Source organism: Xanthomonas translucens pv. undulosa, from assembly GCF_017301775.1.
GTDB lineage: Bacteria > Pseudomonadota > Gammaproteobacteria > Xanthomonadales > Xanthomonadaceae > Xanthomonas_A > Xanthomonas_A translucens.
Window position 1 is genome coordinate 4,479,834 of the sequence record NZ_CP063993.1, and the last position, 26,203, is coordinate 4,506,036.

15 protein-coding genes are annotated in these 26,203 nt (G+C 67.1%); 1 reads left to right on the forward strand and 14 read right to left on the reverse strand.

All coding sequences use genetic code 11. From position 1 onward, the window contains the following. Positions 1–303: 303 nt before the first annotated feature. Together ISN38_RS19205 and ISN38_RS19210 are read right to left on the reverse strand one after the other, a co-directional pair. Positions 304–2,547: a methyl-accepting chemotaxis protein gene (locus ISN38_RS19205; protein WP_206711981.1), complete on the reverse strand. Its 2,244-nt coding sequence runs from the start codon at positions 2,545–2,547 to the stop codon at positions 304–306. Between the two features lie 608 nt (positions 2,548–3,155). Continuing rightward, positions 3,156–5,399: a methyl-accepting chemotaxis protein gene (locus tag ISN38_RS19210; RefSeq protein WP_047324969.1), complete on the reverse strand. Its 2,244-nt coding sequence runs from the start codon at positions 5,397–5,399 to the stop codon at positions 3,156–3,158. Between ISN38_RS19210 and ISN38_RS19215 the strand changes: the two genes are divergently transcribed. After that, complete coding sequence (locus ISN38_RS19215) at positions 5,398–5,565, forward strand: hypothetical protein (RefSeq protein ID WP_153476767.1); 168 nt, start codon at positions 5,398–5,400, stop codon at positions 5,563–5,565. The two genes, ISN38_RS19210 and ISN38_RS19215, sit on opposite strands and share 2 nt — an antisense overlap. Positions 5,566–5,759: 194 nt before the next feature. Here the strand turns inward: ISN38_RS19215 and ISN38_RS19220 are convergent, their stop codons facing one another. The 12 genes from ISN38_RS19220 to motD all read right to left on the reverse strand — a co-directional run bounded on the left by ISN38_RS19220 (position 5,760) and on the right by motD (position 26,195). Continuing rightward, entirely contained in the window at positions 5,760–8,135 is a 2,376-nt protein-coding gene (locus ISN38_RS19220; RefSeq protein WP_206711982.1) for a methyl-accepting chemotaxis protein, read from the reverse strand. A gap of 19 nt (positions 8,136–8,154) precedes the next feature. Further along, on the reverse strand, positions 8,155–8,922 hold the full coding sequence (locus ISN38_RS19225) for a transporter (RefSeq protein WP_003467766.1): 768 nt from the start codon (positions 8,920–8,922) through the stop codon (positions 8,155–8,157). Between the two features lie 321 nt (positions 8,923–9,243). Continuing rightward, complete coding sequence (locus ISN38_RS19230) at positions 9,244–11,904, reverse strand: methyl-accepting chemotaxis protein (RefSeq protein ID WP_047324966.1); 2,661 nt, start codon at positions 11,902–11,904, stop codon at positions 9,244–9,246. Positions 11,905–12,111: 207 nt separating this feature from the next. After that, positions 12,112–14,325 (reverse strand): methyl-accepting chemotaxis protein, encoded by a 2,214-nt coding sequence (locus ISN38_RS20645; RefSeq protein WP_058363929.1) that lies wholly within the window; start codon positions 14,323–14,325, stop codon positions 12,112–12,114. A gap of 382 nt (positions 14,326–14,707) precedes the next feature. Then, positions 14,708–16,873, reverse strand: coding sequence for a methyl-accepting chemotaxis protein (locus ISN38_RS19240; RefSeq protein ID WP_003467747.1), 2,166 nt, complete (start codon positions 16,871–16,873; stop codon positions 14,708–14,710). 362 nt (positions 16,874–17,235) lie between these two features. Next, positions 17,236–19,491: a methyl-accepting chemotaxis protein gene (locus ISN38_RS19245; RefSeq protein ID WP_058361717.1), complete on the reverse strand. Its 2,256-nt coding sequence runs from the start codon at positions 19,489–19,491 to the stop codon at positions 17,236–17,238. Positions 19,492–20,087: 596 nt separating this feature from the next. Further along, the gene (locus tag ISN38_RS19250; protein WP_206711983.1) at positions 20,088–22,088 is read right to left on the reverse strand and encodes a chemotaxis protein CheA; all 2,001 of its coding nucleotides are present in this window, start codon (positions 22,086–22,088) and stop codon (positions 20,088–20,090) included. A 33-nt stretch (positions 22,089–22,121) separates the two neighbouring features. Further along, complete coding sequence (locus ISN38_RS19255; protein ID WP_003470902.1) at positions 22,122–22,487, reverse strand: response regulator; 366 nt, start codon at positions 22,485–22,487, stop codon at positions 22,122–22,124. Next, the gene (locus ISN38_RS19260) at positions 22,484–22,792 is read right to left on the reverse strand and encodes an STAS domain-containing protein (RefSeq protein ID WP_003470904.1); all 309 of its coding nucleotides are present in this window, start codon (positions 22,790–22,792) and stop codon (positions 22,484–22,486) included. The genes ISN38_RS19255 and ISN38_RS19260 overlap by 4 nt, the downstream gene beginning before the upstream one ends. A gap of 282 nt (positions 22,793–23,074) precedes the next feature. After that, positions 23,075–24,427 carry a chemotaxis protein CheW gene (locus tag ISN38_RS19265; protein ID WP_047324962.1) on the reverse strand — a complete coding sequence of 451 codons (1,353 nt, stop codon included), beginning with the start codon at positions 24,425–24,427 and terminating at the stop codon, positions 23,075–23,077. Next, on the reverse strand, positions 24,424–25,206 hold the full coding sequence (locus ISN38_RS19270) for a ParA family protein (RefSeq protein WP_003470909.1): 783 nt from the start codon (positions 25,204–25,206) through the stop codon (positions 24,424–24,426). The genes ISN38_RS19265 and ISN38_RS19270 overlap by 4 nt, the downstream gene beginning before the upstream one ends. After that, complete coding sequence (motD, locus tag ISN38_RS19275) at positions 25,206–26,195, reverse strand: flagellar motor protein MotD (protein WP_003470911.1); 990 nt, start codon at positions 26,193–26,195, stop codon at positions 25,206–25,208. Before motD ends, ISN38_RS19270 begins: the two co-directional genes overlap by 1 nt. Between the last annotated feature and the right edge of the window lie 8 nt (positions 26,196–26,203).

The window sequence follows — 26,203 nt, forward strand, 5'->3', positions numbered from 1 at the left end:
CGCATACGTTTGTAAGTGAAGGCTGTAACGGCATGTCGGCAGGATTGTTGAAGCGATGCCAGCGCGCGCGTCAGCTGGCGATCAACTTTGTCGATTGGGCGTGATGGCGGCACCAAGGCGTGCTTGGTTCATCGCGAACGACCAAGGCTTTGCTCGATGCAGCAGACGCTGCAACCCGAACGGCCGGCAGCGTGGCTGCCGGCATTCGCGTGTTCGATACGCTTGGAGGATGCGCTGAGCACGCTGCGGCCATCCTCAGCCGCGATCGCCAAGCCGGATCGGCTCGGCGATCGCGGTACCAACTCAGAACTCGTGCCAGCTGGTGTCGCTGCCTGCGTTGGCCACACGCTTGGGCGGAGCGCTGCGCACGGCGCGGGTCGTCGCCACCGCCTGCGCCTTGACCACCGCGGCCACGGCCGGTGCGCCGGGCGCCGGGCGCCGGCCCGCGATCGCGCCCGTGGGGGCGTCGTCGATCTTGAACACCGCCACGGTTTCGGTGAGTTGGCGTGCCTGATCTTCCATCGAGCGTGCCGCGGCGGTGGCTTCCTCGACCAGGGCGGCGTTTTGCTGGGTGGCTTCGTCCATCTGGGTGACGGTCTGGTTGACCTGCTCGATGCCGGCGTACTGCTCCTGCGAGGCAGCGGAGATCTCGCCCATGATGTCGGTGACGCGCTGCACCGAGGACACGATCTCGGTCATGGTCTGGCCGGCCTGGCGCACCAGCGCCGAGCCGTTGGATACCTGGCTCACCGAGTCGTCGATCAGGCTCTTGATTTCCTTGGCCGCGCCAGCCGAGCGCTGGGCCAGCGTGCGCACCTCGCTGGCGACCACGGCGAAGCCGCGGCCCTGTTCGCCGGCACGCGCCGCTTCCACCGCGGCGTTGAGCGCCAGGATGTTGGTCTGGAACGCGATGCCGTCGATGACGCTGATGATGTCGGCGATCTTCTTGGACGAGGTTTCGATGCCGCTCATTGTGCTCACCACCTGGCCGACCACGTCGCCACCCTGCGAGGCGACCGATGCGGCGCCGACGGCGAGCTGGTTGGCCTGGCGCGCATGCTCGGCATTCTGCTTGACCGTGGAGGTCAGTTCTTCCATCGAGGCGGCGGTTTCTTCCAGGCTGGCGGCCTGCTGCTCGGTGCGCCGCGACAGGTCGTCGTTGCCGGTGGCGATCTCGCTGGCGGCGCTGTTGATGCTCATCGCAGCGGTCTGGATGCGGCCGACGATGGCCGCCAGTTGTTCGGAGGTGGCGTTGGCATCGTCGCGCATGGTGGCGAACACGCCCTGGAACTCGCCGTGCATGCGTGCGGTCAGGTCGCCGGCGGCAATGGCCTGCAGCAGCGTGGACAAGGACTCCAGGTTGCCGTCGGCGGTGGCCATCAGCTGATTGAGGCTGTCGACCATGGCGCGGAAGTCGTACTGGAAGCGCTGCGCGTCGCCGCGCACGCTGAAGTCGCCGGCGGCCGCGGCCGTGGCGAGTTGGCCGATCTCGCGGTTCATCGCGGTCAGGTTCTGCTTGACCGTGTCCATGGTTTCGGTCAGCACGGCCTTTTCGCCCGGCAGGCGGTCCATGTCCTCGCTGAAGTCGCCGATCGCATAGCGGCCCATGATCTGCGCCAGGCGCAGCTTCACTGCGATGTGCGAACCTGCCAGCTCGTTGCTGTCGTGGACCATGCGCCCGTATTGCCCGGGGAATGCCTTGGCATCCATGCGGTAGCTGATCTGGCCGGCATCATGGCGCTGGGCCATTTCGTTCTGCGCGGCCAGGACCGACTGCAGCTGGCTCTGCATCTTGTGCATGCTGATCAACAGGCGCCCGGTTTCGTCGCGCGACTGGGTGTCGATGGCATTGTCCAGATTGCCCGAGGCGATGGCATCGGCGACCGAGATGGCCTGGCCCATGCGCTTGACCAGCTGGCGGCGGATCACCAGGCCCATGCCGATCGCGACCAGGACCGCAATCAGGCTGCCTATCAGCACCGACCATTTGCCGCGGACGCGCACCGTCTCCAGCTCCGCATTGCGTGTAGCCAGCAGGCTGGTCTCCTCACTGCTGAAATCGCTGAGCAGCTGCCGGATCTTGCCCATCGCGACGCGGTCGCGTCCCTCGTGGAACACGGCCACGGACTGTTCGACACCATTGGCCGCACCGCGCACGCCGATCGCGTACTTTTCCGCGGCCAGCAGTTGCTGGTAGGCCTTGTCCAACGCGACCAGGCGTGCCTGTTGCTTGGGATTGTCCACGGTCAGCTGCTTGGCGTCGGCGTAGCCCTTTTCGAATGTGGCCTGACTTTTCTCGAAGGGCTCCAGATGCTTCTTGTCGCCGGACAGCAGGTAGCCGCGCGTGCCGGTCTCGATATTCAGTGCATTCTTCTGCATCTCTTGGCCGGTCGCCAACACCTTGAAGGTGTGTTCGTTGATCTCCACCGCACTGTTCAATTTGGACTGGCTGCTCAGGCTGATGCCGCCGACGACGAGCATGACCAGCACCACGGCGCCAAAGCCGATGGCGAGCTGCGTGGAAATAGTCAAATTCTTGGATTTCATTTTTCTCTACCGGATCATGTTGATGAACGAGCGAACTGTGAGAGTACGGGTCCGGCAGGAGAAAGCGGTCTGCCGGGCGCCGGAGCTCAGCGGACGTGACGCAGCGACAGACAGGAGCCGCCGGTGGTGCTTTTGCCCAGGCGCAAGACATGGAGCGTCGATGCGGTGAGCGGGCTGGCATCATCACATGGGGCGTGAAAGTTGAGTGGTGTTTTTTAGACAAATGTTGATATTGAGACTGTTAGCGGCCTTGTCTGGACGGACTTTAGGGCGTCGTCGGAAAAAAGTTCGGCCCAGGCTGCTCATCCCAAAAGCTTGAGGGCTCGACCAGTGTCTTTTTGCACCCCGCATGAGCATGATTCCCATGCCTTGCGCCGCTGCCGCTGCGCGATGCCATCGGCGATCCGGTGGGACATGTCTGGTCGCGCATCGATCGCTGTGACGAGGTGCCGATCTGTTCGGGGCTACGGCCGCGCATGGCGGATGTTCATGTGGCCGACATGGGCAAGCCCGAACCTGCGGTCCGGGCTTGCCGATCATGCAATGCCGGTGCAATAGAATGCCTGCCTGCTGCCGGCATGCCTTAGCGGCATGACGGCGGCAGGAGTTCAGAACTCCTGCCAACTGGCGTTGCCGCCACCGCCTGCGGCGCGTTTGGGCGCATTGCGCACCGCGCGGGTCGCGGCGGCCACCTGCGCCTTGACCACGGCAGCCACGTCCGCTGCGGCTGGCGCTGGGCGGGGACGCGCTGGCGCGGAGATGTCGTCGATCTTGAACACGGACACCGCTGCGGTGAGTTGACCGGCCTGGTCTTCCATCGAACGTGCCGCGGCGGTGGCTTCCTCAACCAGTGCCGCGTTCTGCTGGGTGGCTTCGTCCATCTGGGTGACGGTCTGGTTGACCTGCTCGATGCCGGCGTACTGCTCCTGCGAGGCAGCGGAGATCTCGCCCATGATGTCGGTGACGCGCTGCACCGAGGAGACGATCTCGGTCATGGTCTGGCCGGCCTGGCGCACCAGCGACGACCCTTCGGCGACGCGGGTGACCGAGTCGTCGATCAGGCTCTTGATCTCCTTGGCCGCACCGGCCGAGCGCTGGGCCAGGGTGCGCACCTCGCTGGCGACCACGGCGAAACCGCGGCCCTGTTCGCCGGCACGTGCGGCTTCCACCGCGGCGTTCAAGGCCAGGATATTGGTCTGGAAGGCGATGCCGTCGATCACCGAGATGATGTCGGCGATCTTCTTCGAGGACGTCTCTATGCCGCTCATCGTAGTCACCACCTGGCTCACCACGTCGCCGCCCTGCGAGGCGACCGATGCGGCGCCGACGGCGAGCTGGTTGGCCTGGCGCGCATGCTCGGCGTTCTGTTTGACGGTGGAGGTGAGTTCCTCCATCGAGGCGGCGGTTTCTTCCAGGCTGGCGGCCTGCTGCTCGGTACGCCGCGACAGGTCGTCGTTGCCGGTGGCGATTTCGCTGGCGGCGGCATTGATGCTGACCGCAGCGGTCTGGATGCCGCCGACGATGCCGGTCAACTGGTCGGCGGTGGCGTTGGCGTCGTCGCGCATCTGCGCGAACACGCCATGGAACTCGCCGTGCATGCGTGCGGTCAGGTCACCTGCGGCGATCGACTGCAGCAATGCGGAGAGCTTGCCGAGGTTGCGGTCGCTGACTTCCATCATCGCGTTGAGGCCTTGCACCATCGCCTGGAAATCGTGCTGGAAGTGCTGCGCATCGCCGCGCGCACTGAAATCGCCGGCGGCGGCCGCGGCCGCCAGGCGCTTGATCTCGGTGTTGATCGTCAGCAGGCTGGCCTTGGCCGCGTCCATCGATTGGTGCAGTACCGCGCGGCTGCCGGGCAGGCGCCGTGCATCGCGGCGTAGGTCGCCGTTGGCGTATTCGTTGAGTACCGCGATCGCATCGACGATGGCGTCCAGGTGCTCGAACATCATGGTGTTGATGCCCTTGCTCAGGTCGCCGTACACGCCGGGGAAATCCAGCGGCATGCGATGGGTCATGTCCTTGTCGGCGTGCAGTTCGATCATCTGCGCGGTTTCGCTGGAGAAGCGCTGCAACTGCGTCTGCATCTTGTCCATCGCGTTGAGCAGGCGGCCGGGTTCGTCGCGCGCCTCGGTGCGCACGTCGTTGTCCAGGCGGCCGTCGGCGATCGCCTCGGCGGCGCGGGTGGCCCGGTTCAGCGGCTGGGTCAGGCTGCGGGTGATCGCCCAGGCCAGCAGGCTGCTGACGATCAGCACCGCCATGCCGCCGACGATCAGCATGTTGCGGCCGCTGGCCATCGCCTGCGTCGCCTGGGCATAGGCCGCCTGCATCTGTTCGTCCTGCAATTCCACGTTCTCGTTGATCTTCGCGTTCCAGGCGAGGGTGGCCGGGCGCGAGCGCTCGCTCAGCGCAGTTTGCGCTTCGGCATTGCGGCCGGAGGTGGCGAGTGCGATGACTTCGTCGTTCATGGTGCGCGCGGTGGCGCGCGCGGCGTCGATCTCGTTGCGAAGTGCTCTGCCTTTCTCGCTGGCGGTGAATGTCTCCAGTTGCTTGCGCAAGTCCGCATAACGCTGGCGCTGTGTCTTGATCTCAGCCAGCGCCTGCTGGTTGAGTTCCTCGCTGGTGATCATGGCCAGGGTGCCCAGTGCGATCAGGATGTTGCTGTTTGCATTGAGCATGCTATTGCCGATCCGGGCCTTCTCGACGTTGACTTTGACGATGTTGTCGAGTTCCTTGTGGGCACGCGACATGGACAGTAGCCCTGCCGCCACCAGCAGGCAGGAGAGCAGGATCAGAAGGCCAAAGGCGCCGCCCAGGCGGCGCCCGACGTTGTAGCGTTGCAGGAACGAATTCATGGTTGACCTCTTTGATTACCAAATGTTGCTGTACGGTTCGTTGGACAACGCCCTGCATAACGGCATTGCCGAAGAAATGTCTTTAGCGACGAGACTTGGCCGTAAACAAATGGAGAAAGAATTCGACTGTTTCGTTGTGGAGCTGCGTTTCTGTCCAGCTGTGTAGCAGCTGTTGTACCGTCGCCTGAATGCAATAGCGGCACGGATGCTGGATAGGCGTATGGAACTTTGGGTGTAGGGCGACTCCCGACCTTGGGCGGGTGCGTTCCCTACGCGCGGCAGGCTTGCGATGGCACGTCGGCGTTCATGCGACGCTGGTGCCTGGAGTGCAGCCGGGCGAACCGCCCCGCTTGCACTCCATCAGAACGCTTGCCAATCCGTCTCGATCGCGGGGTGGACGGTAGCGCGATTGCCGGGAATCGCGCGAACGGCTGGCGTGCGCATGCCGCTCGCTGGCTGAGGCCGCTTCGGTAGCGCCTTCACGGCGGTCGCTGTCCGGCTCGGCACCGCGGTGCCCGGCACGTGGCCGTCGAGTCTGAATATCGCGACGACCTCGCTCAGCTGACCGGCCTGTTCCTCCATCGCGCGTGCGGCGGCGGTGGCTTCCTCGACCAGGGCGGCGTTCTGCTGGGTGGCTTCGTCCATCTGGGTGACGGTCTGGTTGACCTGCTCGATCCCCGACGACTGCTCCTGCGAGGCGGCGGAGATCTCGCCCATGATATCGGTCACGCGCTGCACCGAGGACACGATCTCCTGCATGGTGCGGCCTGCCTGATCGACCAGCGCCGACCCTTTGGCGACGCGGGTGACCGAGTCGTCGATCAGGTGCTTGATCTCCTTGGCCGCGCCCGCCGAGCGCTGGGCCAGGGTGCGCACCTCGCTGGCGACCACGGCGAAACCGCGGCCCTGCTCGCCGGCACGTGCGGCTTCCACTGCGGCATTCAAGGCCAGGATGTTGGTCTGGAAGGCGATGCCGTCGATGACGCTGATGATGTCGGCGATCTTCTTCGAGGACGTCTCGATGCCGCTCATGGTAGTCACCACCTGGCTCACCACGTCGCCGCCCTGCGAGGCGACCGATGCGGCGCCGACGGCGAGCTGGTTGGCCTGGCGTGCGTGCTCGGCGTTCTGCTTCACGGTGGAAGTCAATTCCTCCATCGAGGCGGCGGTTTCTTCCAGGCTGGCGGCCTGTTGCTCGGTGCGTCGCGACAGGTCGTCGTTGCCGGTGGCGATCTCGCTGGCCGCGGTGTTGATATTCCCGGCGGCCTGCTGGATGCGGCCGACGATGCTGGCCAGGCGCTCGGCGGTGGCGTTGGCGTCGTCGCGCATCGTGGCGAACACGCCCTGGAATTCGCCGTGCATGCGCGCGCTCAGGTCGCCGTCGGCCAATGCGCTGAGCAGGCGCGACACTTCGGCGATGCTGCCGGCGTTGGCGTCGAGCAAGCCGTTGAGCTGCTGTGCCAGCAGCAGGAAGAAGCCCTGTTTGCCGTCGCTGTCGATACGCTTGGACAGATCGCCGGCGGCAGCGCTGCGCACCACCTCGGCTACGTCCACTTCGACCTTGGCCTCGGCGGTGCGGTCGCGCCATTCGCAGACGAAACCGACGTGCGCGCCGAGCTCGTTGCGGATCGCGGAAATCTCCTGCGCGATGCGGGCATCACGGTAACGCACCTCGCGCTGCGCGACGCCCTGGCGGTCGAGCTGCTGGTAGATCTCCGCGTCCTGCGAGTTGCCCACTTCCAGCAGCGACACCGGCTGGCCGAGCAGCGGGCTGGAACGCGTGAAGGCCGGCGCACAGGCATGGATGTCGTCGGCGTAGGTGTGCAGCAGTTGCTGCAGCGCGCCGTTGGCGTAGACGATGGTCAGGTCGGGATCGGCGATGTACATGCCGGTCGAGGCGTTGTCCAGCGCGGTGCGGATGCGCAGGTTCTCGGCGGCGACGCTGCGCTCGCGTTCGATCCGCTCGCGCAGTTCGCGCTGCATGCGCGCCAGCGCCGCCATCAGGCTGTTGGCGTGCTTGGCGGCGACCGGGATCGGCTGATCCAGGCGCCCTTCGGCGATGTGCTGGGCGGCGGCCATCGCCACCCGCGGTTCGCCGCCGAGCAGGCGCGACGCCGAACGCAGGATCCAGCCGGCGGCCAGTCCCAGTCCCAGCACCGCCAGCACCACTGCGGCGGCCTGTTGACAGGTCACGCGGCGGCTGTACTGTTCGGCGGCGCTGCGGCTGCTCTGGTTCAGCGCCAGGATGCGCTCGCTGATCGAGCCCATGCGCGTTTCGAGCTGTTCGAATTTCTCGGTGAAGGCGGCATAGGCGGCGTCGCTGTCCGCCTTGGTTTGGACCAGGGTCAACACCTGGTTCGCGGCGGCGATGTAGTCCTGCAACGCCGGCGTGACGGCATCCAGTTCGTGGCGCAATGCCGGATCCAGCGGCAGTTTGCGGTTGTCGGCCACGGCCTGACGGAATTCCGCGGCATGCTCGACCAACGAGGCGTGCGCGGCCTTGACCCCGGCGGCGTCCTGCCGCGAGGCCGACAGCAGCGCGGTGGTCACGTCGCCGCGCAAGGCGTCGTGCATCATGTCCGCTTGCATATGGTTGCGCAGCGCGTCGGAGGAAATGACCTGCGCGGCGACCGCGTTGAGCAATCCGTGCTGCGCGCTGTAACCGACGCCGCCCAGCGCCAGCAGCGCGACCACCGCCACCAGCACCAGGATTGCGAGCATGTGCATGATCTTCATCGGTATCGCCTGGTTCGGTTCAAAAACGGAAGGACAAACCCGCGCCCAGCGCGTGATCCGGCGAACGGTCGTTGAGGCCGTGGCTATAGGCCACATCCAGCTGCACGTCGTTGCTCAGCAGCCAGGCCGAGCCGATGTCGAGCAGGGCGACGGTGCCGCCGTCGTTGCTGTTGGCGATCTGCGGCAGCGCCAGTTCGACGAACGAACGGCTGCGCTCGGTCCACGACTTGCCGAGCACCATGCCGAAGATGCCGGCCGCGTAGCGGTGGCCGTCCTCGTTCTCGTCCCAGATCACACCCGGCATTACCCCGGCAGAGAGGCTGTCGCTGAGTTCCCATTCGGCGACCAGCCGGAACGACGGGCGCGCGCCGTTGCCGCGCAGGCGGTGCGCGCCGCTGGGCAGATCCACGTGCAGCAACCACGCCAGCGAGGCGCCGCCATCGTCGGACGCGGTCAGGTGATGCTTGACCCCGAGCGAGACATCGGCGAAGCCGGAGATGTCGCCATCACCGCCGGGCACGTCGTTGTGCTGCCAGCCGTCGGTTTCCAGGCGCAGTTCCCAGGTCGGGCCGAGGCCGTAGCGCAACAGTGTGGGCGTGGCGTAGCCATCGACACCGTCGTCGCGCTCCCAGGCGACGCTGGTTTCCACCTGCAGGCGGCGGTCGCCGACGGTGAGGCTGGATTCGACGAAGTCGGGGCGATCGGTGGCGATCGGCGCTTCTTCGGCGTGCGCGAGGCCGGCGATGCCGAACAAGGTCAGGCAGCTGGCAAGAGCGATAGGCTTCATGGTATTCCCTGTAAACGGTCGACGGTGAACACATGCGCCTGGCCGTGGTGTCGCCGACTGGCCGCAGGGTCCGTTTGGACCGGCTGTCGCGTCAGCCAGGACGCGTCAGCCAAATGTCTTACACGCTAGCGGCCAGGCGCGAAGTATCTTTAAACATGTCCGGCCGATGGCGCGCGGCGGTCATCGAACGGACAGTGCAACGGCGGTCAGCCTGGTGCGGTTGTCGCGCCGCGACATGCGGTGGCATGCGGGCCTTGCGCTGGCGCATACCGTCTCGGTGCGTCCCCGCCGCAGTGCGGGAACGCGCCGGACCACGGCGGCTCAGAACTCGTGCCACTGCGCTTCGTTGGCGCTGCTCGGCGTGCCTGGCAACGCAGGCATGGATGGCATGCCGCGCTTTGCCGGCGCGCTCCTGGTTCTCGCCTTCGCAGCGGGCGTGGCGCGCGCTGCGCCGGGCCTGGGTACGATGGCCAGCGTGGTGGAGGCAACCGCGGTGTCGAGCTTGAACACGGCCACGGCCTCGGTGAGCTGGCCGGCCTGGTGTTCCATCGCGCGCGCCGCGGCGGTGGCTTCCTCGACCAGGGCGGCGTTTTGCTGGGTGGCTTCGTCCATCTGGGTGACGGTCTGGTTGACCTGCTCGATGCCGGCGTACTGCTCCTGCGACGCAGCGGAGATCTCGCCCATGATGTCGGTGACGCGCTGCACCGAGGACACGATCTCGGTCATGGTCTGCCCGGCCTGACGCACCAGCGCCGAGCCGTTGGCCACCTGGCTCACCGAGTCGTCGATCAGGCTCTTGATCTCCTTGGCCGCACCGGCCGAGCGTTGGGCCAGCGTGCGCACCTCGCTGGCGACCACGGCGAAACCGCGGCCCTGTTCGCCGGCACGCGCCGCTTCCACCGCGGCGTTCAAGGCCAGGATGTTGGTCTGGAAAGCGATGCCGTCGATCACCGAGATGATGTCGGCGATCTTCTTCGAGGAGGTCTCGATGCCGCTCATCGTGGTGACCACCTGGCTGACCACCTCGCCGCCCTGCGAGGCGACCGATGCGGCGCCGACGGCGAGCTGGTTGGCCTGGCGCGCATGCTCGGCGTTCTGCTTGACCGTGGAGGTGAGTTCCTCCATCGACGCGGCAGTCTCTTCCAGGCTGGCGGCCTGTTGCTCGGTGCGGCGCGACAGGTCGTCGTTGCCGGTGGCGATTTCGCTGGCCGCGCTGTTGATGCTCATCGCGGCGGTCTGGATGCGGCCGACGATGGCGGCCAGCTGCTCGGAGGTGGCGTTGGCATCGTCGCGCATCGTGGCGAACACGCCCTGGAATTCGCCGTGCATGCGCAGGCTCAGGTCGCCAGCGGCGATCGCCTGCAGCAGCGTGGACAAGGATTGCAGGTTACCGTCGGCGGTGGCCATCAGCAGGTTGAGGCTGTCGACCATGGCGCGGAAGTCGTACTGGAAGCGCTGCGCGTCGCCGCGCACGCTGAAGTCGCCGGCCGCTGCGGCGGAGGCGAGTTGGTTGATCTCGCGGTTCATCGCGGTCAGGTTCTGCTTGACCGTGTCCATGGTCTCGGTCAGCACGGCCTTTTCGCCGGGCAGGCGGTCCATATCGTCGCTGAAGTCGCCGATCGCATAGCGGCCCATGATCTGCGCCAGACGCAGCTTCACCGCGATGTGCGAGGCGGCCAGCGCGTTGCTGTCGTGGACCATGCGCCCGTAGTCGCCGGGGAAGGCGCCTTCGTCCATGCGGTAGCTGATCTGGCCGGCGTCGTGGCGCTGCGCCATTTCCTTCTGCGCATCGAGCACGGCGCGCAGTTGTTCCTGCATGCGCTGCAGCGAACCGAACAGGCGACCCAGCTCGTCATTGCGCCGGTACTGGATGCGGCTGTCCAGGCGCCCGTCGGCGACCGCGGCAGAGACTTCGGCGGCGTCGGCCAGCGGCTTGACCACCAGGCGTTGCAGCAGCAGGTAAAGCCCGGCGCTGAGCAGCAGCGCCGCGCACAGGCCGACTGCGATGATGGTCCACAACAGCGAACGCGCCTGGGCCATCAGCAACGCGCGCGGGACCGCCACGCCCAGCGCGAAGCGCTCCTGCGTCTGGCCGACCTGCAGCGGCACATACACTTCGATGTCGCTGGCGCCGGTCTGCGGATCGGCGGCCTGTCGGGTCACGGTCTCGCCCTTGGCGATGCCGGCCAACAAGGCGCGCGTGGCCGGATCGTCGAGTTTCTTGCCGACCAGCGCCGGGTCGCGATCGGCGATGATCACCCCGCCGGGCGACAGCAGGCGCACCTGGCCCTCGCCGAGCGGACGCAACTTGGACAGGCGTTGCTGCAGCTTGTCCAGGCCGAAGTCGCTGATCACCACGCCCAGGAACTTGCCGTTCTCGAGCACCGGAGTGGTCAGCGTGGTCATCAGCACCTTGGCGCCATCGATCTCATAGAGATAGGGTTCGACCACGGTGGGGCGGTGTTGCTGGCGCGCCTTGAGATACCAGTCGCCGATGCCGGGGACGTCGTAGTCGCGCAGCGGCTCGCGCACCTGTTTGTCGCCCTGCCATGCCCAGTACACCATGTAGCGGCCGCTGCGGTCGTGGCCCTCTGCGTTGACATAGGCTTGGTCCTTGCCGTCGAACGTCTCCGGCTCCCACATGGTGCCCATCGCGGTCCAGTTCGGGTGCTGGCGCAATCCGCGCAGCAGGATGTCGCTGAAGGTCTTGCGGACCTGGCCGCTTTGGTGACGCTGCACCAACATGCTGCTGGCGACGATCTGGTGGGAGATGAAAGCGGCATCCATGTCGCTGGCAATGCGCTGCGCCTCCAGGCGCGCGACATTGGCCATGCCGTCCTTGGCCGAGACGAGCAAGGCATCGCTGCTGCGCACGTAGCTGATCGCAGCGGTCACTCCGAAGCACAGGACGGCAATGGCGGCCACGCCGAGCATCAGGCGGGTTGCGACGCTGGTGGAGCGGGTGAGAAGAGTCTGGCTCATGGCGTTGGTCGGCTGGCAGAAGTGGAGGGGACGCGCATTCCCATCCGTTCGCCGGCGTTGCAAGAGGGCATCGAGTGCCGGGCGTGACGGTTTCGTGAAGATGCTGCGTCTGACTCCTTATCGGCATTGCATCTCAAAAATTGAATCGGCCGCAGCGAGGCTGCGGCCGATCGGAACCTCATGCTGCGCCGGACGCTGCCGCCGGACTCAGAATTCCTTCCACTCGGTTGCCGTTTCGGCCATGGCCAGCGCCTTCGGCCGCGCTGCCTGGCGCACTGGCGCACGCGTTGCCGGCAGCGGGCGCGGCACCGGCCTGGTCGCCGCCACGGCGGTGTCGGTAGCCTCGATCTTGAACACCGCCACGGCCCCGGTGAGCTGGCCGGCCTGCTCTTCCATCGAACGTGCGGCGGCGCTGGCTTCTTCGACCAGCGCGGCGTTCTGCTGGGTGGTCTCGTCCATCTGGTTGACGGTCTGGTTGACCTGCTCGATACCGGCGTATTGTTCCTGCGAGGCGGCGGAAATCTCGCCCATGATGTCGGTGACGCGCTGCACCGAGGCCACGATCTCGGTCATGGTCTGGCCGGCCTGGCGCACCAGCACCGAGCCGTTGGCCACCTGGCTGACGGAGGTGTCGATCAAGCCCTTGATTTCCTTGGCCGCACCGGCCGAGCGCTGGGCGAGGGTGCGCACCTCGCTGGCGACCACGGCGAAACCGCGGCCCTGTTCGCCGGCACGCGCCGCTTCCACCGCGGCGTTGAGCGCCAGGATGTTGGTCTGGAAGGCGATGCCGTCGATGACGCTGATGATGTCGGCGATCTTCTTCGAGGACGCCTCGATGCCGCTCATCGTGGCCACCACCTGACCGACCACCTCGCCGCCCTGCGAAGCCACCGAGGCGGCGCCGACCGCCAGTTGGTTGGCCTGGCGTGCATGCTCGGCGTTCTGCTTCACGGTGGAGGTCAGTTCTTCCATTGAGGCGGCGGTCTCCTCCAGGCTGGCGGCCTGCTGTTCGGTACGCCGCGACAGGTCGTCGTTGCCGGCAGCGATCTCGCTGGCCGCGGCGTTGATGCTGACCGCCGCGGTCTGGATGCCGCCGACGATGGTGGCCAGCTGTTCGGCGGTGGTGTTGGCGTCGTCGCGCATCCTAGCGAACACGCCGTTGAAGTCGCCGTGCATGCGTTCGGTCAGGTCGCCGGCGGCGATGGCCTGCAGCATCGTGGACAGGGACTCCAGGTTGCCGTCGGCGGTGGCCATCAGCTGGTTGAGGCTGTCGACCATGACGCGAAAGTCGTACTGGAAACGCTCAGCGTCGCCGCGGACGCTGAAGTCGCCGGCCGCCGCTGCCGTGGAGAGTTGGCCTATCTCGCGGTTCATTGCGGTCAGGTTCTGCTTGACCGTGTCCATGGTTTCGGTCAGTACGGCCTTTTCGCCGGGCAGGCGGTCCATATCCTCGCTGAAGTCGCCGATCGCATAACGGCCCATGATTTGCGCCAGGCGCAGCTTCACCGCGATGTGCGCCGCGACCAGCGCGTTGTTGTCGCGGACCATGCGCCCGTAGTCGCCGGGGAAGGCGCTTTCGTCCATGCGGTAGCTGATCTGGCCGGCGTCGTGGCGCTGCGCCATTTCCGCCTGCGCTGCCAGCACCGCGCGCAACTGGGTCTGCATGATGCCCATGCTGACCAGCAGGCGCCCGGTTTCATCGCGCGACTCGGTGTCGATGGCATTGTCCAGCTTGCCCGAGGCGATGGCGTCGGCGACACCGATCGCCAGACCAAGGCGCTTGAGCAACTGCCGCCGGATCAGGATGCCCATGCCCACCGCGACCAGGATCGCGACCAGGCTGCCCAGCAGCACCGACCACTTGCCTTGCGCACGCACCACAGCCAACTGCTCGCTGCGCTTGACCAGCAAACCGCTTTCCTCGTCGGCGAAGGCGCTCAGCAGCGAGCGGATCGTGCCCATGGCCTTGCGGTCGCGGCCTTCGGCGAACGCGGACAACACCTGGTTCTGGCCGTTGGCGCCTGCGCGCAGCGCGATGATCTGCTTTTCGACCTGCAGCAGCTCCTGGTACTTGGCGTCCAGCTGCACCAGGCGCGCCTGCTGCCGCGGATTGTCCGCGGTCAGGCGCTTGGCCTCGGCGTAGCTCTTTTCGAAGCCGGCCTGGCCGAACACGAACGGCTGCAGATGCGCCTTGTCGCCCGTCAGCAGGTAGCCGCGGGTTCCGGTTTCCACGTTCAGTGCATTGGCCTGCATCAGTTCGCCGGTCGCGAGCACATTGAAGGTGTGCTCGTTGATGGCCATGGCGTCGTTGAGCTGGAACTGGCTGCGCAGGCTGATCGCGCCAACGATGAGCAGCACCAGCACGACGGCACCGAAGCCGATGGCGAGTTGTGCCGAAATGGGCAGATTCTTGGTCTTCATCGATGGATCCCGAAGTTGAGGATGAAAGAACGGCAGGGGGAGGATGCCGATCGCCGCATCCATGTCCTCTGTAACGGCCGGTTCATGCCCAAGTTCAATCGATTGCTGGACCGCAATAGATAGCCTTGGTCAATCGTTATTAGCTGTTTTCCTGTACGATGCCTTTGATTTGTTGGATTTAGGACACGCCACGCGATGCGGTTGTGGTCTTTGCCACGGCAGACAGGTGCGACGTATCACGGCCGGCCACAATTGGCACTGCGTCCCAGAACGAGAATCGGCCGCGGAAATTCCGCGGCCGACGGGGTGTCGCTCTGCGCTGGGTCAGGCGGTGGCGGCATTCCTGGCCGCCGCCATCGCTGTGTGGCCTATGTCATTGCGTCTATGCCTGACGCAACTGCGCCGGTTGTGCCGACAGGCTGCGCACCGCTGCCCGTTTTGTCGGTGCGGCCTTGGCGGCCTCGATCTTGAACACCGCCACCGCTGCGGTGAGCTGGCCGGCCTGCTCCTCCATCGCGCGCGCCGCGGCGGTGGCTTCCTCCACCAGCGCCGCGTTCTGCTGGGTGGCTTCGTCCATCTGGGTGACGGTCTGGTTGACCTGTTCGATACCGGCGTACTGCTCCTGCGAGGCGGCGGAGATCTCGCCCATGATGTCGGTGACGCGCTGCACAGAGGACATGATCTCGGTCATGGTCTGGCCAGCCTGGCGCACCAGCGTCGACCCTTCGGCGACACGGGTGACCGAGTCGTCGATCAGGCTCTTGATCTCCTTGGCCGCACCGGCCGAGCGCTGGGCGAGGGTACGCACCTCGCTGGCGACCACCGCAAAGCCGCGGCCCTGTTCGCCGGCACGCGCCGCTTCCACCGCGGCGTTCAAGGCCAGGATGTTGGTCTGGAAGGCGATGCCGTCGATCACCGAGATGATGTCGGCGATCTTCCTCGAGGAGGTTTCGATGCCGCTCATCGTGCTCACCACCTGGCTGACCACATCGCCACCCTGCGAGGCGACCGAGGCGGCGCCGACCGCGAGCTGGTTGGCCTGGCGTGCATGCTCGGCGTTCTGCTTGACCGTGGAGGTCAGTTCTTCCATCGAGGCGGCGGTTTCTTCCAGGCTGGCGGCCTGCTGCTCGGTACGCCGCGACAGGTCGTCGTTGCCGGTGGCGATCTCGCTGGCCGCGGAATTGATGCTGAGCGCGGCGGTCTGAATGCCGCCGACGATGCCGGTCAACTGGTCGGCGGTGGCGTTGGCGTCGTCGCGCATCCGGGCGAACACGCCATGGAACTCGCCGTGCATGCGCGCGGTCAGGTCGCCGGCGGCGATCGATTGAAGCAGCGCCGAGAGCTTGCCGAGGTTGCGGTCGCTGACTTCCATCATCGCGTTGAGGCCTTGCACCATCGCCTGGAAATCGTGCTGGAAGTGCTGCGCATCGCCGCGCGCACTGAAGTCGCCGGCGGCGGCCGCGGCCGCCAGGCGCTTGATCTCGGTGTTGATCGCCAGCAGGCTGGTCTTGGCCGCGTCCATCGATTGGTGCAGCACCGCGCGGCTGCCGGGCAGGCGCCGTGCATCGCGGCGCAGGTCGCCGTTGGCGTATTCGTTGAGCACCGCGATCGCATCGACGATGGCGTCCAGGTGCTCGAACATCATGGTGTTGATGCCTTTGCTCAGGTCGCCGTACACGCCGGGGAAGTCCAGCGGCATGCGGTGGCTCATGTCCTTGTCCGCATGCAGTTCGATCATCTGCGCGGTCTCGCTGGAGAAGCGCTGCAGCTGCGTCTGCATCTTGTCCATCGCGTTGAGCAGGCGGCCGGGTTCGTCGCGTGCCTTGGTCTGCACATCGTTGTCCAGGCGCCCGTCGGCGATGGCTTCGGCGGCACGGGTGGCACGATTCAGCGGCTGGGTCAGACTGCGAGTGATCGCCCAGGCCAGCAGGCTGCTGACGATCAGCACTATCACGCCGCCGACGATCAGCATGTTGCGGCCTTGGGCCATTGCCTGTGTCGCCTGCGCATAGGCCGTCTGCAATTGCTGGTCCTGCAGGTCCACGTTGTCACGGATCTTCGCGATCCAGGCGAGGGTGGCGGGGCGCGAGCGCTCGCTCAGCGCGGTTTGCGCTTCGGCATTGCGGCCGGAGGTGGCAAGCGCGATCACTTCGTCGTTCATGGTGCGGGCGATGGCGCGTGCGGCGTCGATCCCGGCACGAAGCGCCTTGCCTTCCTCGTCGGCGGGGAATGCCTCCAGTTGCTTGCGCAAGTCCGCATAGCGCTGGCGTTGCGTCTTGATCTCGGCCAGCGCCTGCTGGTTGAGTTCCTCGCTGGTGATCATGGACAGGGTGCCCAGCGCGACCAGGATGTTGGTGTTGGCATCGAGCATGCCGTTGCCGATCCGGGCCTTCTCGACGTTGACTTTGACGATGTTGTCGAGCTCCTCGCGGGCACGCGACATGGACAGCAGCCCTGCCGCCACCAGCAGGCAGGAGAGCAGGATCAGCAGGCCGAAAGCGCCACCGAGACGGCGGCCGACGTTGTAGCGTTGCAGGAACGAATTCATGGTGGACCTCTTTGATTACCAAAGGTTGCTGTAACGGTTCGGTGGGCAACGTCCCTGCAGAGCGGCATTGCCGAAGAAATGTCTGTAGCGGCGAGACTTGGCGGTAAACAAATGGAGAAAGAATTCGACTGTTGCATTGTGTGTCTGCGTTTCTGTCCAGCTGTGCTGCAATTGTTGTGCCGTCGCCTGAATGCAATAGCGGCACGGAGGCTGGGTTGGCGTATGGGACCTTGCGTGTAGGGCGACTCCCGACCTTGGCCGAGTGCGTTCCCTACGCGCTGCAGGCTTGCGATGATGCGTCGGCGTTCATGCGAGGCTGGTGGCGAGCATGCAGCCAGGCGAACCGCCCGGCTGGCACTCCATCAGAACGTTTGCCAATCCGTGTTGGTCGCAGGGTGGGCGGCGATGCGATTGCCGTGAATCGCGCGAACGGCTGGCGTGCGCATGCCGCTCGCCGGCGCAGGTCGCTTCGGTAGCGCCTTCACCGCGGCCGCTGTCCGGCTCGGTACCGCCGTGCCCTGCAGGTGGTCGTCGAGTCTGAATATCGCGACGGCCGCGCTGAGCTGCCCAGCCTGGTCGTCCATCGCGCGCGCCGCGGCGGTCGCTTCCTCCACCAGCGCCGCGTTCTGCTGGGTGGCTTCGTCCATCTGGGTGACGGTTTGGTTGACCTGCTCGATGCCGGCGTACTGCTCCTGCGAGGCGGCGGAGATCTCTCCCATGATGTCGGTGACGCGCTGCACCGAGGACACGATCTCGGTCATGGTCTGGCCGGCCTGGCGCACCAGCGTCGAACCTTCGGCGACGCGGGTGACCGAGTCGTCGATCAGGCTCTTGATCTCCTTGGCGGCGCCGGCCGAGCGCTGGGCCAGCGTACGCACCTCGCTGGCGACCACGGCAAAGCCGCGGCCCTGTTCGCCGGCACGCGCCGCTTCCACTGCGGCATTGAGGGCGAGGATATTGGTCTGGAAGGCGATGCCGTCGATCACCGAGATGATGTCGGCGATCTTCTTCGAGGAGGTCTCGATACCGCTCATCGTGGTGACCACCTGGCTGACCACCTCGCCACCCTGCGAGGCGACCGATGCGGCGCCGACGGCGAGCTGGTTGGCCTGGCGCGCATGCTCGGCGTTCTGCTTGACCGTGGAGGTCAGTTCTTCCATCGACGCGGCGGTTTCTTCCAGGCTGGCGGCCTGCTGCTCGGTGCGGCGCGACAGGTCGTCGTTGCCGGTGGCGATCTCGCTGGCGGCGGCGTTGATGCTGACTGCGGCGGTCTGGATGCCGCCGATGATCCCGGTCAGTTGTGCGACCGTGGTGTCGGCGTCGTCGCGCATTGTAGCGAACACGCCCTGGAACTCGCCGTGCATGCGTGCGGTCAGGTCGCCGGCGGCGAGGGATCGCAGCAGTTCGGACAACGTGCCCAGGTTGCGGTCGCTGTTCTCCATCATGGCGTTGAGGTCCTGCACCATCAGGCGGAAGTCGTGCTGGAAGTGCTCTGCATCGCCGCGGACACTGAAGTCGCCGGCGGCGGCTGAGGCGGCCAGACGCTTGATCTCGGTGTTGATCGCCAGCAGGCTGGCCTTGGCCGCGTCCATCGATTCGTGCAGCACCACGCGGCTACCCGGCAGGCGCCGCGCGTCGCGGCGCAGGTCGCCGTTGGCGTATTCGTTGAGCACCGCGATCGCATCGACGATGGCGTCCAGGTGCTCGAACATCATGGTGTTGATGCCCTTGCTCAGGTCGCCGTAGACGCCGGGGAAATCCAGCGGCATGCGATGGCTCATGTCCTTGTCGGCGTGCAGTTCGATCATCAGCGTGGTTTCGCTGGAAAAACGTTGCAACTGCGCCTGCATGCGTTGCATTGCGTGCAACAGGCGGGCCGGTTCGTCGCGCCCCTGGGTGCCGACGTCGTTGTCCAGGCGGCCGTCGGCGATCGCCTCGGCGGCGCGGGTGGCGCGCTCCAGCGGCTGGGTCAGGCTGCGGGTGATCGCCCAGGCCAGCAGGCTGCTCACCAACAGCACGCCGACGCCTCCGGCGATCAGCGTATTGCGCCCGTTGACCATTGCCTGGGTTGCCGAGGTGTAGGCGAGGGTGGCCTTCCTGCGCTGGCTGGAAACGCAGTCGCGGATCGCTTTTTGCCAGGCGTTCATCGCTGCGCCACCAGGCCCCATCAGCATCGCTTGCGCCTCGGCCTGGCGGCCTGTCATGGCGCTGGCGATGATCGCATCGTTCGAGATGCGGGCGATGTCACGCTGCTTGGTCACGATTGCGCGGTTCTTCATGCCCTGCGCATCGGTGGAGGTGGCGAACAGCACATCGCGGTTGCTGTTGTAGCGCTGGCGCTGGCTGTCGATGGTCGCTTTGGCCGTGGCCATGTCGTCGGCATCCTTGGCCATGGACAGGTCGCGCAACGCGATCGAGATGCTGCTGTTGGCATCCAGCAGCTCGCCCCATAGCCGGATCTTTTCCATGTTGACGTTGACGATGCCGTCGATCTGGCCGCGTGCTTTGGCGATGGTTGCGACACCGGCGGCCACCAGCGAGCAGGACAGCAGGATCAAAAGACCGAAGGCCAGCGTCAGCCGGCGGCCGACGTTGTAGCGTTGCAGAAGTGCATTCATGAAGAGATTCCAGTAAAACCAGGGACAGGGGGAGCGGCTGAGGTGAGGGTGACAGTTGCGTTTGCGGCGTCCATGCAGCAATTGGATGACGGCCGCAACGCAAGGCGGCATCCCCATGGAGACGGGGCGGCGCCTGTGTGCTCCGTGGCGTGGCGGTCGTTGCGTCGGGAGAGATGAAACCTTGGCTGTCAGCGACGGCGTCGGGTCTGCGTTTTCTCTGCGGCAATGACACGGCTGGCATTCTCGGGGCGCATTCGCTGGGCGCATGCGGCCTGCTGCATGGCCGCTGCAGCCTGTGCGTTGCGCGCGCGATGCCGCTAAAGCGGAACGAACGGGAAGGCGTGGTCGGCTACCTGATCTTCGGGAGCTTCACGGTATGCATCAGGCGCATCCGTGAGTAGGCGTCAGGCCCTGGGCCTGGTCGGCATTGCACCGAACCGGACGCCAACCTCAATTTGGTCTGGACGGACTCGCTTGGGTCATGACGCCGGTGACCCGTCCAGGATGCCGCTTGTCCTTTAAGCAACGGCTTCGTCCGCGATTTCTTTAGCCGGCGACGCGACGCCGCGTCGCCGTCGGTGCGTGTGCCGCTGCGCTCAGGCCGCTTGCGGCACCTTCAGCGAACGCACCAGTCCGCCGATGTCCACGATCAGGGCGACGCGGCCGTCGCCGAGGATGGTGGCGCCGGAGATGCCGCCGATGCGTCGGTAGTTGTTCTCGATGTTCTTGACCACCACCTGCTGCTGGCCGACCAGTTCGTCCACTTCCAGCGCGATCTTCTGGCCGTCGGCCTCGACCACCACCACCAGCGGCTCGGCCTGCTCGGTACGGCCGTAGCCGTAGGAATCACTGAGCGACAGTATCGGTAGGTATTCGCCGCGGACCCGCAGCACGCGGCCTTCGCCGGCCATGCTGCGGATGTCGTCAGGCTGCGGCTGCAGCGCTTCGAGCACGTAGGCCAGCGGCAGGATCAGGGTTTCGCCGGCGACCGACACGGTCATGCCGTCCAGGATCGCCAGGGTCAGCGGCAGCCGGATCAGCACGCGGGTGCCGCGGCCGGAGTTGCTTTCCAGCTGCACTTCGCCACCCAGGCCCTGGATGTTGCGGCGGACCACGTCCATGCCCACGCCGCGGCCGGACAGGTCGGTGACGGCGTCGGCAGTGGAGAAGCCGGGGGCGAAGATCAGGTCCCACACCTGCGCGTCGGTCGGGTTGTCCGGCACGCTCAGGCCGCGCTCGGTGGCCTTGGCCAGGATGCGCTCGCGGTTGAGGCCGGCGCCGTCGTCGCTGACTTCGATGACGATGTGCCCGCCCTGGTGCGAGGCGGCCAGGGTGATGGTGCCGGTCTCGTCCTTGCCGGCGGCGCGGCGCGCTTCTGGCATTTCCAGACCGTGGTCGATCGAATTGCGCACCAGGTGCACCAGCGGATCGGCGATCTTCTCGATCAGGCCCTTGTCCAGCTCGGTGCCTTCGCCGATGGTGCGCAGCCGCACCTGCTTGCCGAGGCGGCTGGACAGGTCGCGGACCAGGCGCGGGAAGCGGCGGAACACCGCGTCCACCGGCAGCATGCGCACGCCGATCACCGCTTCCTGCAGGTCGCGGGTGTTGCGTTCGAGCAGGTCCAGACCGGCGAACAGGCGTTCGGCGTGGGCCGGGTCGAGGTCGCCGGAGACCTGCTTGAGCATGGCCTGGGTGATGACCAGTTCGCCGACCAGGTTGATCAGCGCATCGACCTTGTCGACGCTGACCCGGATCGAGCTTTCCGCTTCGTGCGCGGCGGCGGCGTTGCCGGCCGGCGCATTGGCGGCGACGGCGGCGGCCGGCGCGGCGGTGGCGCTGGCCGGCGGCTGCGCCAGGGTCGGGGCGGGCGCGTTGGCCAGGCTCGGCGGCGGCACCGCGCGGATGTCCAGTTCGCAATCGTCGATCACCCAGGCGAAAGTGTCTTCGATCGCGCTGCGCGGGATCTTGCCGACCAGGCCCAGGTCCCAGGCCAGATAGGCCTCGAGCGGGTCGAGGTCGCTGAAGCCGGGCAGGCGCGCGGTGCGGCAGGCGACCTGCAGCGGGCCGAGGTGTTCGAGTTCGCGGATGATGCGCAGCGGGTCGTTGCCGCTCATGAACAGCGACGGCGCCGGGGTGAAGCCGATCTGCCAGGCTTCCGGCTCGGCCGGCTGGTTGGCGGCCGGGGTCGCCACGGGCGCGGCGGCAGCATTGCCGTTGAGCGCCTGCTGCAGGCGGTCGTGCACGGCCTTGACCGCGACCTGATCGGCCGGGGTGCCGTGCTCGGCTTCGCGCAGCAATGCGCGTAGCACGTCCACCGAGCCCAGGATCGCGTCGATCGCGTGCGCTTCCACCTCGCGCTTGCCCGAGCGCAGCTCGTCGAGCAGCGTCTCCAGCACGTGGGTCAGGCCGGCCATCGCCTCGAAGCCGAAGGTGGCGGCGCCGCCCTTGATCGAGTGCGCGGCGCGGAACACCGAGTTGATCGTTTCAGGGTCGCGGTTGCCTTCTTCCAGCGACAGCAATCCGGCTTCCATCGCGTCCAGCCCTTCGCGGCTTTCCTCGAAGAAGGTGGCGTGGAAACGTTGCAGGTCCATGCTCATGGGCGGGGAATCCGGAAAAGGGTGGAGAGGGAATCAGCCCAGGACTTTCTGGACGGTGGCGATCAGCTGTTCCGGGTTGAACGGCTTGACCAGCCAGCCGGTGGCGCCGGCGGCCTTGCCTTCGGACTTTTTGTCCGCCGCCGACTCGGTGGTCAGCATCAGCATCGGCGTGAACTTGTAGTCCGGCAGCTGGCGCAGCGCACGGATCAGCGAGATGCCGTCCATGTTGGGCATGTTGACGTCGGTGACCACCGCGTTGAAGCGCTGGCCCTGGGCGCGGCCGAGGGCGACCTGGCCGTCTTCGGCTTCCTCGACCGCGAACCCGGCCGAAGTGAGGGCAAAGGAGACCATCTGGCGCATCGACGCCGAGTCGTCCACCACCAAGATACGTGCGCTCATGCCGCGTTCTCCACAGATTTCAGGTTGTCAGGGGTTGCAGGAAGGCCCAGCGATGCGCTGACCCCTAGCAGGCGTGCCGCGTCGCGGAACGTGTCGTTGCAGGCCGCGAACACCGTGCTTTTGCCATCCTGCCGACGGGCATCGACGAATGCGTACAGCACCTGCACGGATGCGGTATGGATGCGGCGGACCTCGCCGGCGTCCAACTGCAGCTCGTCGGCCGACGCCAGGAACGGGGTCAGCCGTTGTTTCAGGTCGGCGCTGGTCTCGATGCCGAGATCTTCGCCAAGGGTGACTGTGCTCATCATTGCTCCGCACGGAATTGTTCTAGGGCAGATAACGGCCAATACGCGGGAAGCTTTAGCGGCGCATCGGGAAAGTGCGGCAGGGTTGGCAGTTGCCGCCCGGCGATGCCGGGGGACATCGCCGCTGGCGCGGCGCGGGGCCGCGCCCGGGTGCTGCCGCCACGGGCGCGCGCCAGGCCTTGCCGGACACGCGGGAGACGGCTGGGTGACGCGCTCGCTTAGCGCAACGAGCTGCTGCGCGACCCGCAGGCGTCAAGGCGCAGCGGGACCATGCGCCTGGTTTCAGTGCAGCAGCTGCTCGGCGTCGAGCAGGATCATTGGCTGCTGCGCCAGCCGCGCCACGCCGCGGAACAGGTGGTTGGAGATGCGGCAGATGCGGGCGTTGTCTGGCGGCTCGATCTGCTGGTCGGTGAGGCTGGCCACGTCCTCGACCGCGGATACGCGCAGGCCCAAGGTCTCGCCGTTCTCTTCCAGCACCACCACTCGGGTCAGCATGTCTATCTCGATCGGCGCGGCGCCCAGGTGGATGCCCAGGTCGATCACGGGTACTACCTGGCCACGCAGGTTCATGATGCCCAGCATCGCCGGCGGGGTGCCGCGCAAGGCCAGCAACGGAACCGGCAGCACCACTTCCTGCACCTTCAGCAGTTCCAGTGCATAGGCCTGTTCGCCGCAGCGCAGGCGCAGCCAGCGGGTGCTGCGGTCCGGCGCGCGGCGCTGGTGCGGGGAGGCTTCGTGCGGCACGCTCGGTGCCATGAACGCCTGCAGGTTGGGTGGCAGGCGCACGCCTGCCGCTTGCGCGCGCTCTGCCTCGACGCGGCGTTCCGGCGGCACCCCCATTGCCGGGCGCTTGGTCGCGCGCGCGGCGGCGGCATCGTCTTCGGCGGCCAAGTCGCGTGGCGGCGCGGCGGCACGTTGCATCTCCATTGCCGCGACCACCTCGAGATCGGCGTCGCGCTCGGCGGCCGACGATGCCTGCTGCGACATGATGCCGGCCAGCGCCGGGTCGGCGTCGGCTTCGGCCAGCACGGCGGCGGCGAGTTCTTCCGGGGTTGGGCCGGCCGGCTTGGGCGCCAGGGCCTGCTGCGACATGATGCCGGCCAGCGCAGGATCGGCGTCGGCTTCGGCCAGCACGGCGGCGGCGAGTTCTTCCGGGGTTGGGCCGGCCGGCCTGGGCGCCAGGGCCTGCTGCGACATGATGCCGGCCAGTGCCGGATCGGCGTCGGCTTCGGCCAGCACGGCGGCGGCGAGTTCTTCCGGGGTTGGGCCGGCCGGCTTGGGCGCCAGGGCCTGCTGCGACATGATGCCGGCCAGTGCCGGATCGGCGTCGGCTTCGGCCAGCACGGCGGCGGCGAGTTCTTCCGGGGTGGGGCCGGCCGGCCTGGACACCGTGGCCTGCTGCGACATGATGCCGGCCAGTGCCGGATCGGAATCGGCTTCGGCCAGCACCGCGGCGGCGATGTCCTCCGCGGAGGGGACCCCCGGCGCGGGCGCGTCGGCGGCGTGCGCCGGTTCCGGCGCCGCTGCGGCGCTGGCCGCGGGGAGTGTGGGCTGGCGTGCGGCGTCCTGCTCCTCGGCGATCACGTCGTGCAGCAGGCCTTCCAGATAATCGTCGATGACCCCAGGGGTGTTCATGCGGCCTGCTCCATCGGCGCCACGTCGCTGGCGACCAGCCATTCCAGCGCGCGCCGGTAGGCGGCCAGGCCGCGGCCGGGGTAGTCGCCGGGGACGCCGGCCACCGTCAACGCCTTGACGTTGCAGATCTTGGTGTCGACCGGGATCGCGTCTTCCCAGACCCGCTCGCCGTAGCTGTCCTGCATCTGCCGCAGGGTGTCGTTGCCGGCGCGGGTGCGCTTGTCGAACAGGGTCGGGAGGATCGAGGCGGGCAGCGGACGGCGGCGCGAACGCTCGACCATGTCCACGGTGCGGACCATGCTGGCCAGGCCGTGCAGCGCCAGCGGCTCGGCCTGGGTCGGGATGATCACCCGGTCGGCCGCGGCCAGCGCGTTGATCATCAGCAGGCCCAGGGTCGGCGGGCAGTCGAGCAGGATGTAGTCGTGCTGGCCGGCGTGCCGTGCCATCGCCTGCTGCAGGGCCAGGCCCAGCCCGGGCTGGTTGGCGCTGCGCCGCTCCAGCGTGGCCAGTGCGGTCTGTCCGCAGACATAGCTCAGGCGCTCGATGGCGCTGGTGCGGGCCAGCGCGGCCAGGTCGTTCGGCGGCGTGGCGAACAGGTCGAGCACGCCGTTCGGCGGCGGGTCCTGCGGCACGTCGAAGGCGCGGGTCAGCGAGGCGTGCGGATCGAGATCCAGCATCAGCACGCGGTGGCCGAGCATGGCCAGGCCGCGGCCCAGCGCCAGCGTGGTCGTGGTCTTGCCCACGCCACCCTTCTGGTTGGCAATCGCCCAGATGCGCATCAGTTCACTCCTTCAATGGCGGCAGGTACCGCGCGGGGCTGGCCGGCATGGCCGGCAGCCGCCGCGACGGCATGTAGCGGGGTCGCCGGCGCGGCGCCGGCGGTATGGGTCGATCGGTCTTGCGGCGACGGGGTGCCGGCCGCGGCGCCGGGCGCCGGGTCGCTGCCGCTATCGGGACCGCCGGCATCGGCCAGGATCACCAGCACCACGCGGCGGTTGGCATTGCGCCCGGCCTGGCTGTCGTTGTCGGCACGCGGGCGGAACTCGCCGTAGCCGATCATCGACAGCCGCGACGGTTGCAGGCCCTGGTCGGCGAACAGATGCACCACGCTGGCCGCGCGCGCCGCCGACAGTTCCCAGTTCGACGGGAACTGCACGGTGGCGATCGGGCTGTTGTCCGTATAGCCCTCCACGCGCACGCCGTTGGGTACCGGCACCAGCACCTGCGCCAGCTGCGCCAAGGTGGCGCGGGCGCTCTGGTCCAGCGAGGCGGAGCCGGAGCCGAACAGGATGTCGCTGTTGATCTCCACTTCGATCCACAGTCCGGCATGGCGTACGCTGATCAGATTCTTCTGGATCAGCGGCGCCAGCGCGGCGCCGAGCCGGTCGGCGATGCCGTCGAGCTGGCGCTGTGCGCGGCGCAACTGGTCCTCGTCGCGCAGCGCGGCGGGCGCGCGCAGCGGCGAGGCCGACGGCAGCCGGTTCGGGTCGGGCAGGGACAGCGCGGGGCTGGACTTGATCGGGGTCGGGCGTGCGCCGCCCTGGCCCTGCATCAAGTGTTCGCCGACCTGCACCGGGCTCATCGTCCGCGGCGCGCCGCCGAAGGCGGTGCTCATCGCATCGGCCATGACCCGGTACTTGGCCTCGTTGACCGTGGACAGCGCGTACATCACCACGAAGAAAGCGAGCAGCAACGTCATCAGATCGGCATAGGGGATGGCCCATGCCTCATGGTTGACGTGATCTTCGTGCTGACGCTTGCGGGCCATAGTCGTGG

Bases quoted from the DNA above. Each gene is read 5' to 3' on its own strand.
- ISN38_RS19205 (WP_206711981.1), bottom strand. From the start codon at position 2,547: ATGAAATCCAAGAATTTGACTATTTCCACGCAGCTCGCCATCGGCTTT.
- motD (WP_003470911.1), bottom strand. From the start codon at position 26,195: ATGGCCCGCAAGCGTCAGCACGAAGATCACGTCAACCATGAGGCATGG.
- ISN38_RS19225 (WP_003467766.1), bottom strand. From the start codon at position 8,922: ATGAAGCCTATCGCTCTTGCCAGCTGCCTGACCTTGTTCGGCATCGCC.
- ISN38_RS19240 (WP_003467747.1), bottom strand. From the start codon at position 16,873: ATGAATTCGTTCCTGCAACGCTACAACGTCGGCCGCCGTCTCGGTGGC.
- ISN38_RS19245 (WP_058361717.1), bottom strand. From the start codon at position 19,491: ATGAATGCACTTCTGCAACGCTACAACGTCGGCCGCCGGCTGACGCTG.
- ISN38_RS19250 (WP_206711983.1), bottom strand. From the start codon at position 22,088: ATGAGCATGGACCTGCAACGTTTCCACGCCACCTTCTTCGAGGAAAGC.
- ISN38_RS19230 (WP_047324966.1), bottom strand. From the start codon at position 11,904: ATGAGCCAGACTCTTCTCACCCGCTCCACCAGCGTCGCAACCCGCCTG.
- ISN38_RS19270 (WP_003470909.1), bottom strand. From the start codon at position 25,206: ATGCGCATCTGGGCGATTGCCAACCAGAAGGGTGGCGTGGGCAAGACC.
- ISN38_RS19215 (WP_153476767.1), top strand. From the start codon at position 5,398: ATGGTTGACCTCTTTGATTACCAAATGTTGCTGTACGGTTCGTTGGAC.
- ISN38_RS20645 (WP_058363929.1), bottom strand. From the start codon at position 14,325: ATGAAGACCAAGAATCTGCCCATTTCGGCACAACTCGCCATCGGCTTC.
- ISN38_RS19265 (WP_047324962.1), bottom strand. From the start codon at position 24,427: ATGAACACCCCTGGGGTCATCGACGATTATCTGGAAGGCCTGCTGCAC.
- ISN38_RS19260 (WP_003470904.1), bottom strand. From the start codon at position 22,792: ATGAGCACAGTCACCCTTGGCGAAGATCTCGGCATCGAGACCAGCGCC.
- ISN38_RS19220 (WP_206711982.1), bottom strand. From the start codon at position 8,135: ATGAAGATCATGCACATGCTCGCAATCCTGGTGCTGGTGGCGGTGGTC.
- ISN38_RS19255 (WP_003470902.1), bottom strand. From the start codon at position 22,487: ATGAGCGCACGTATCTTGGTGGTGGACGACTCGGCGTCGATGCGCCAG.
- ISN38_RS19210 (WP_047324969.1), bottom strand. From the start codon at position 5,399: ATGAATTCGTTCCTGCAACGCTACAACGTCGGGCGCCGCCTGGGCGGC.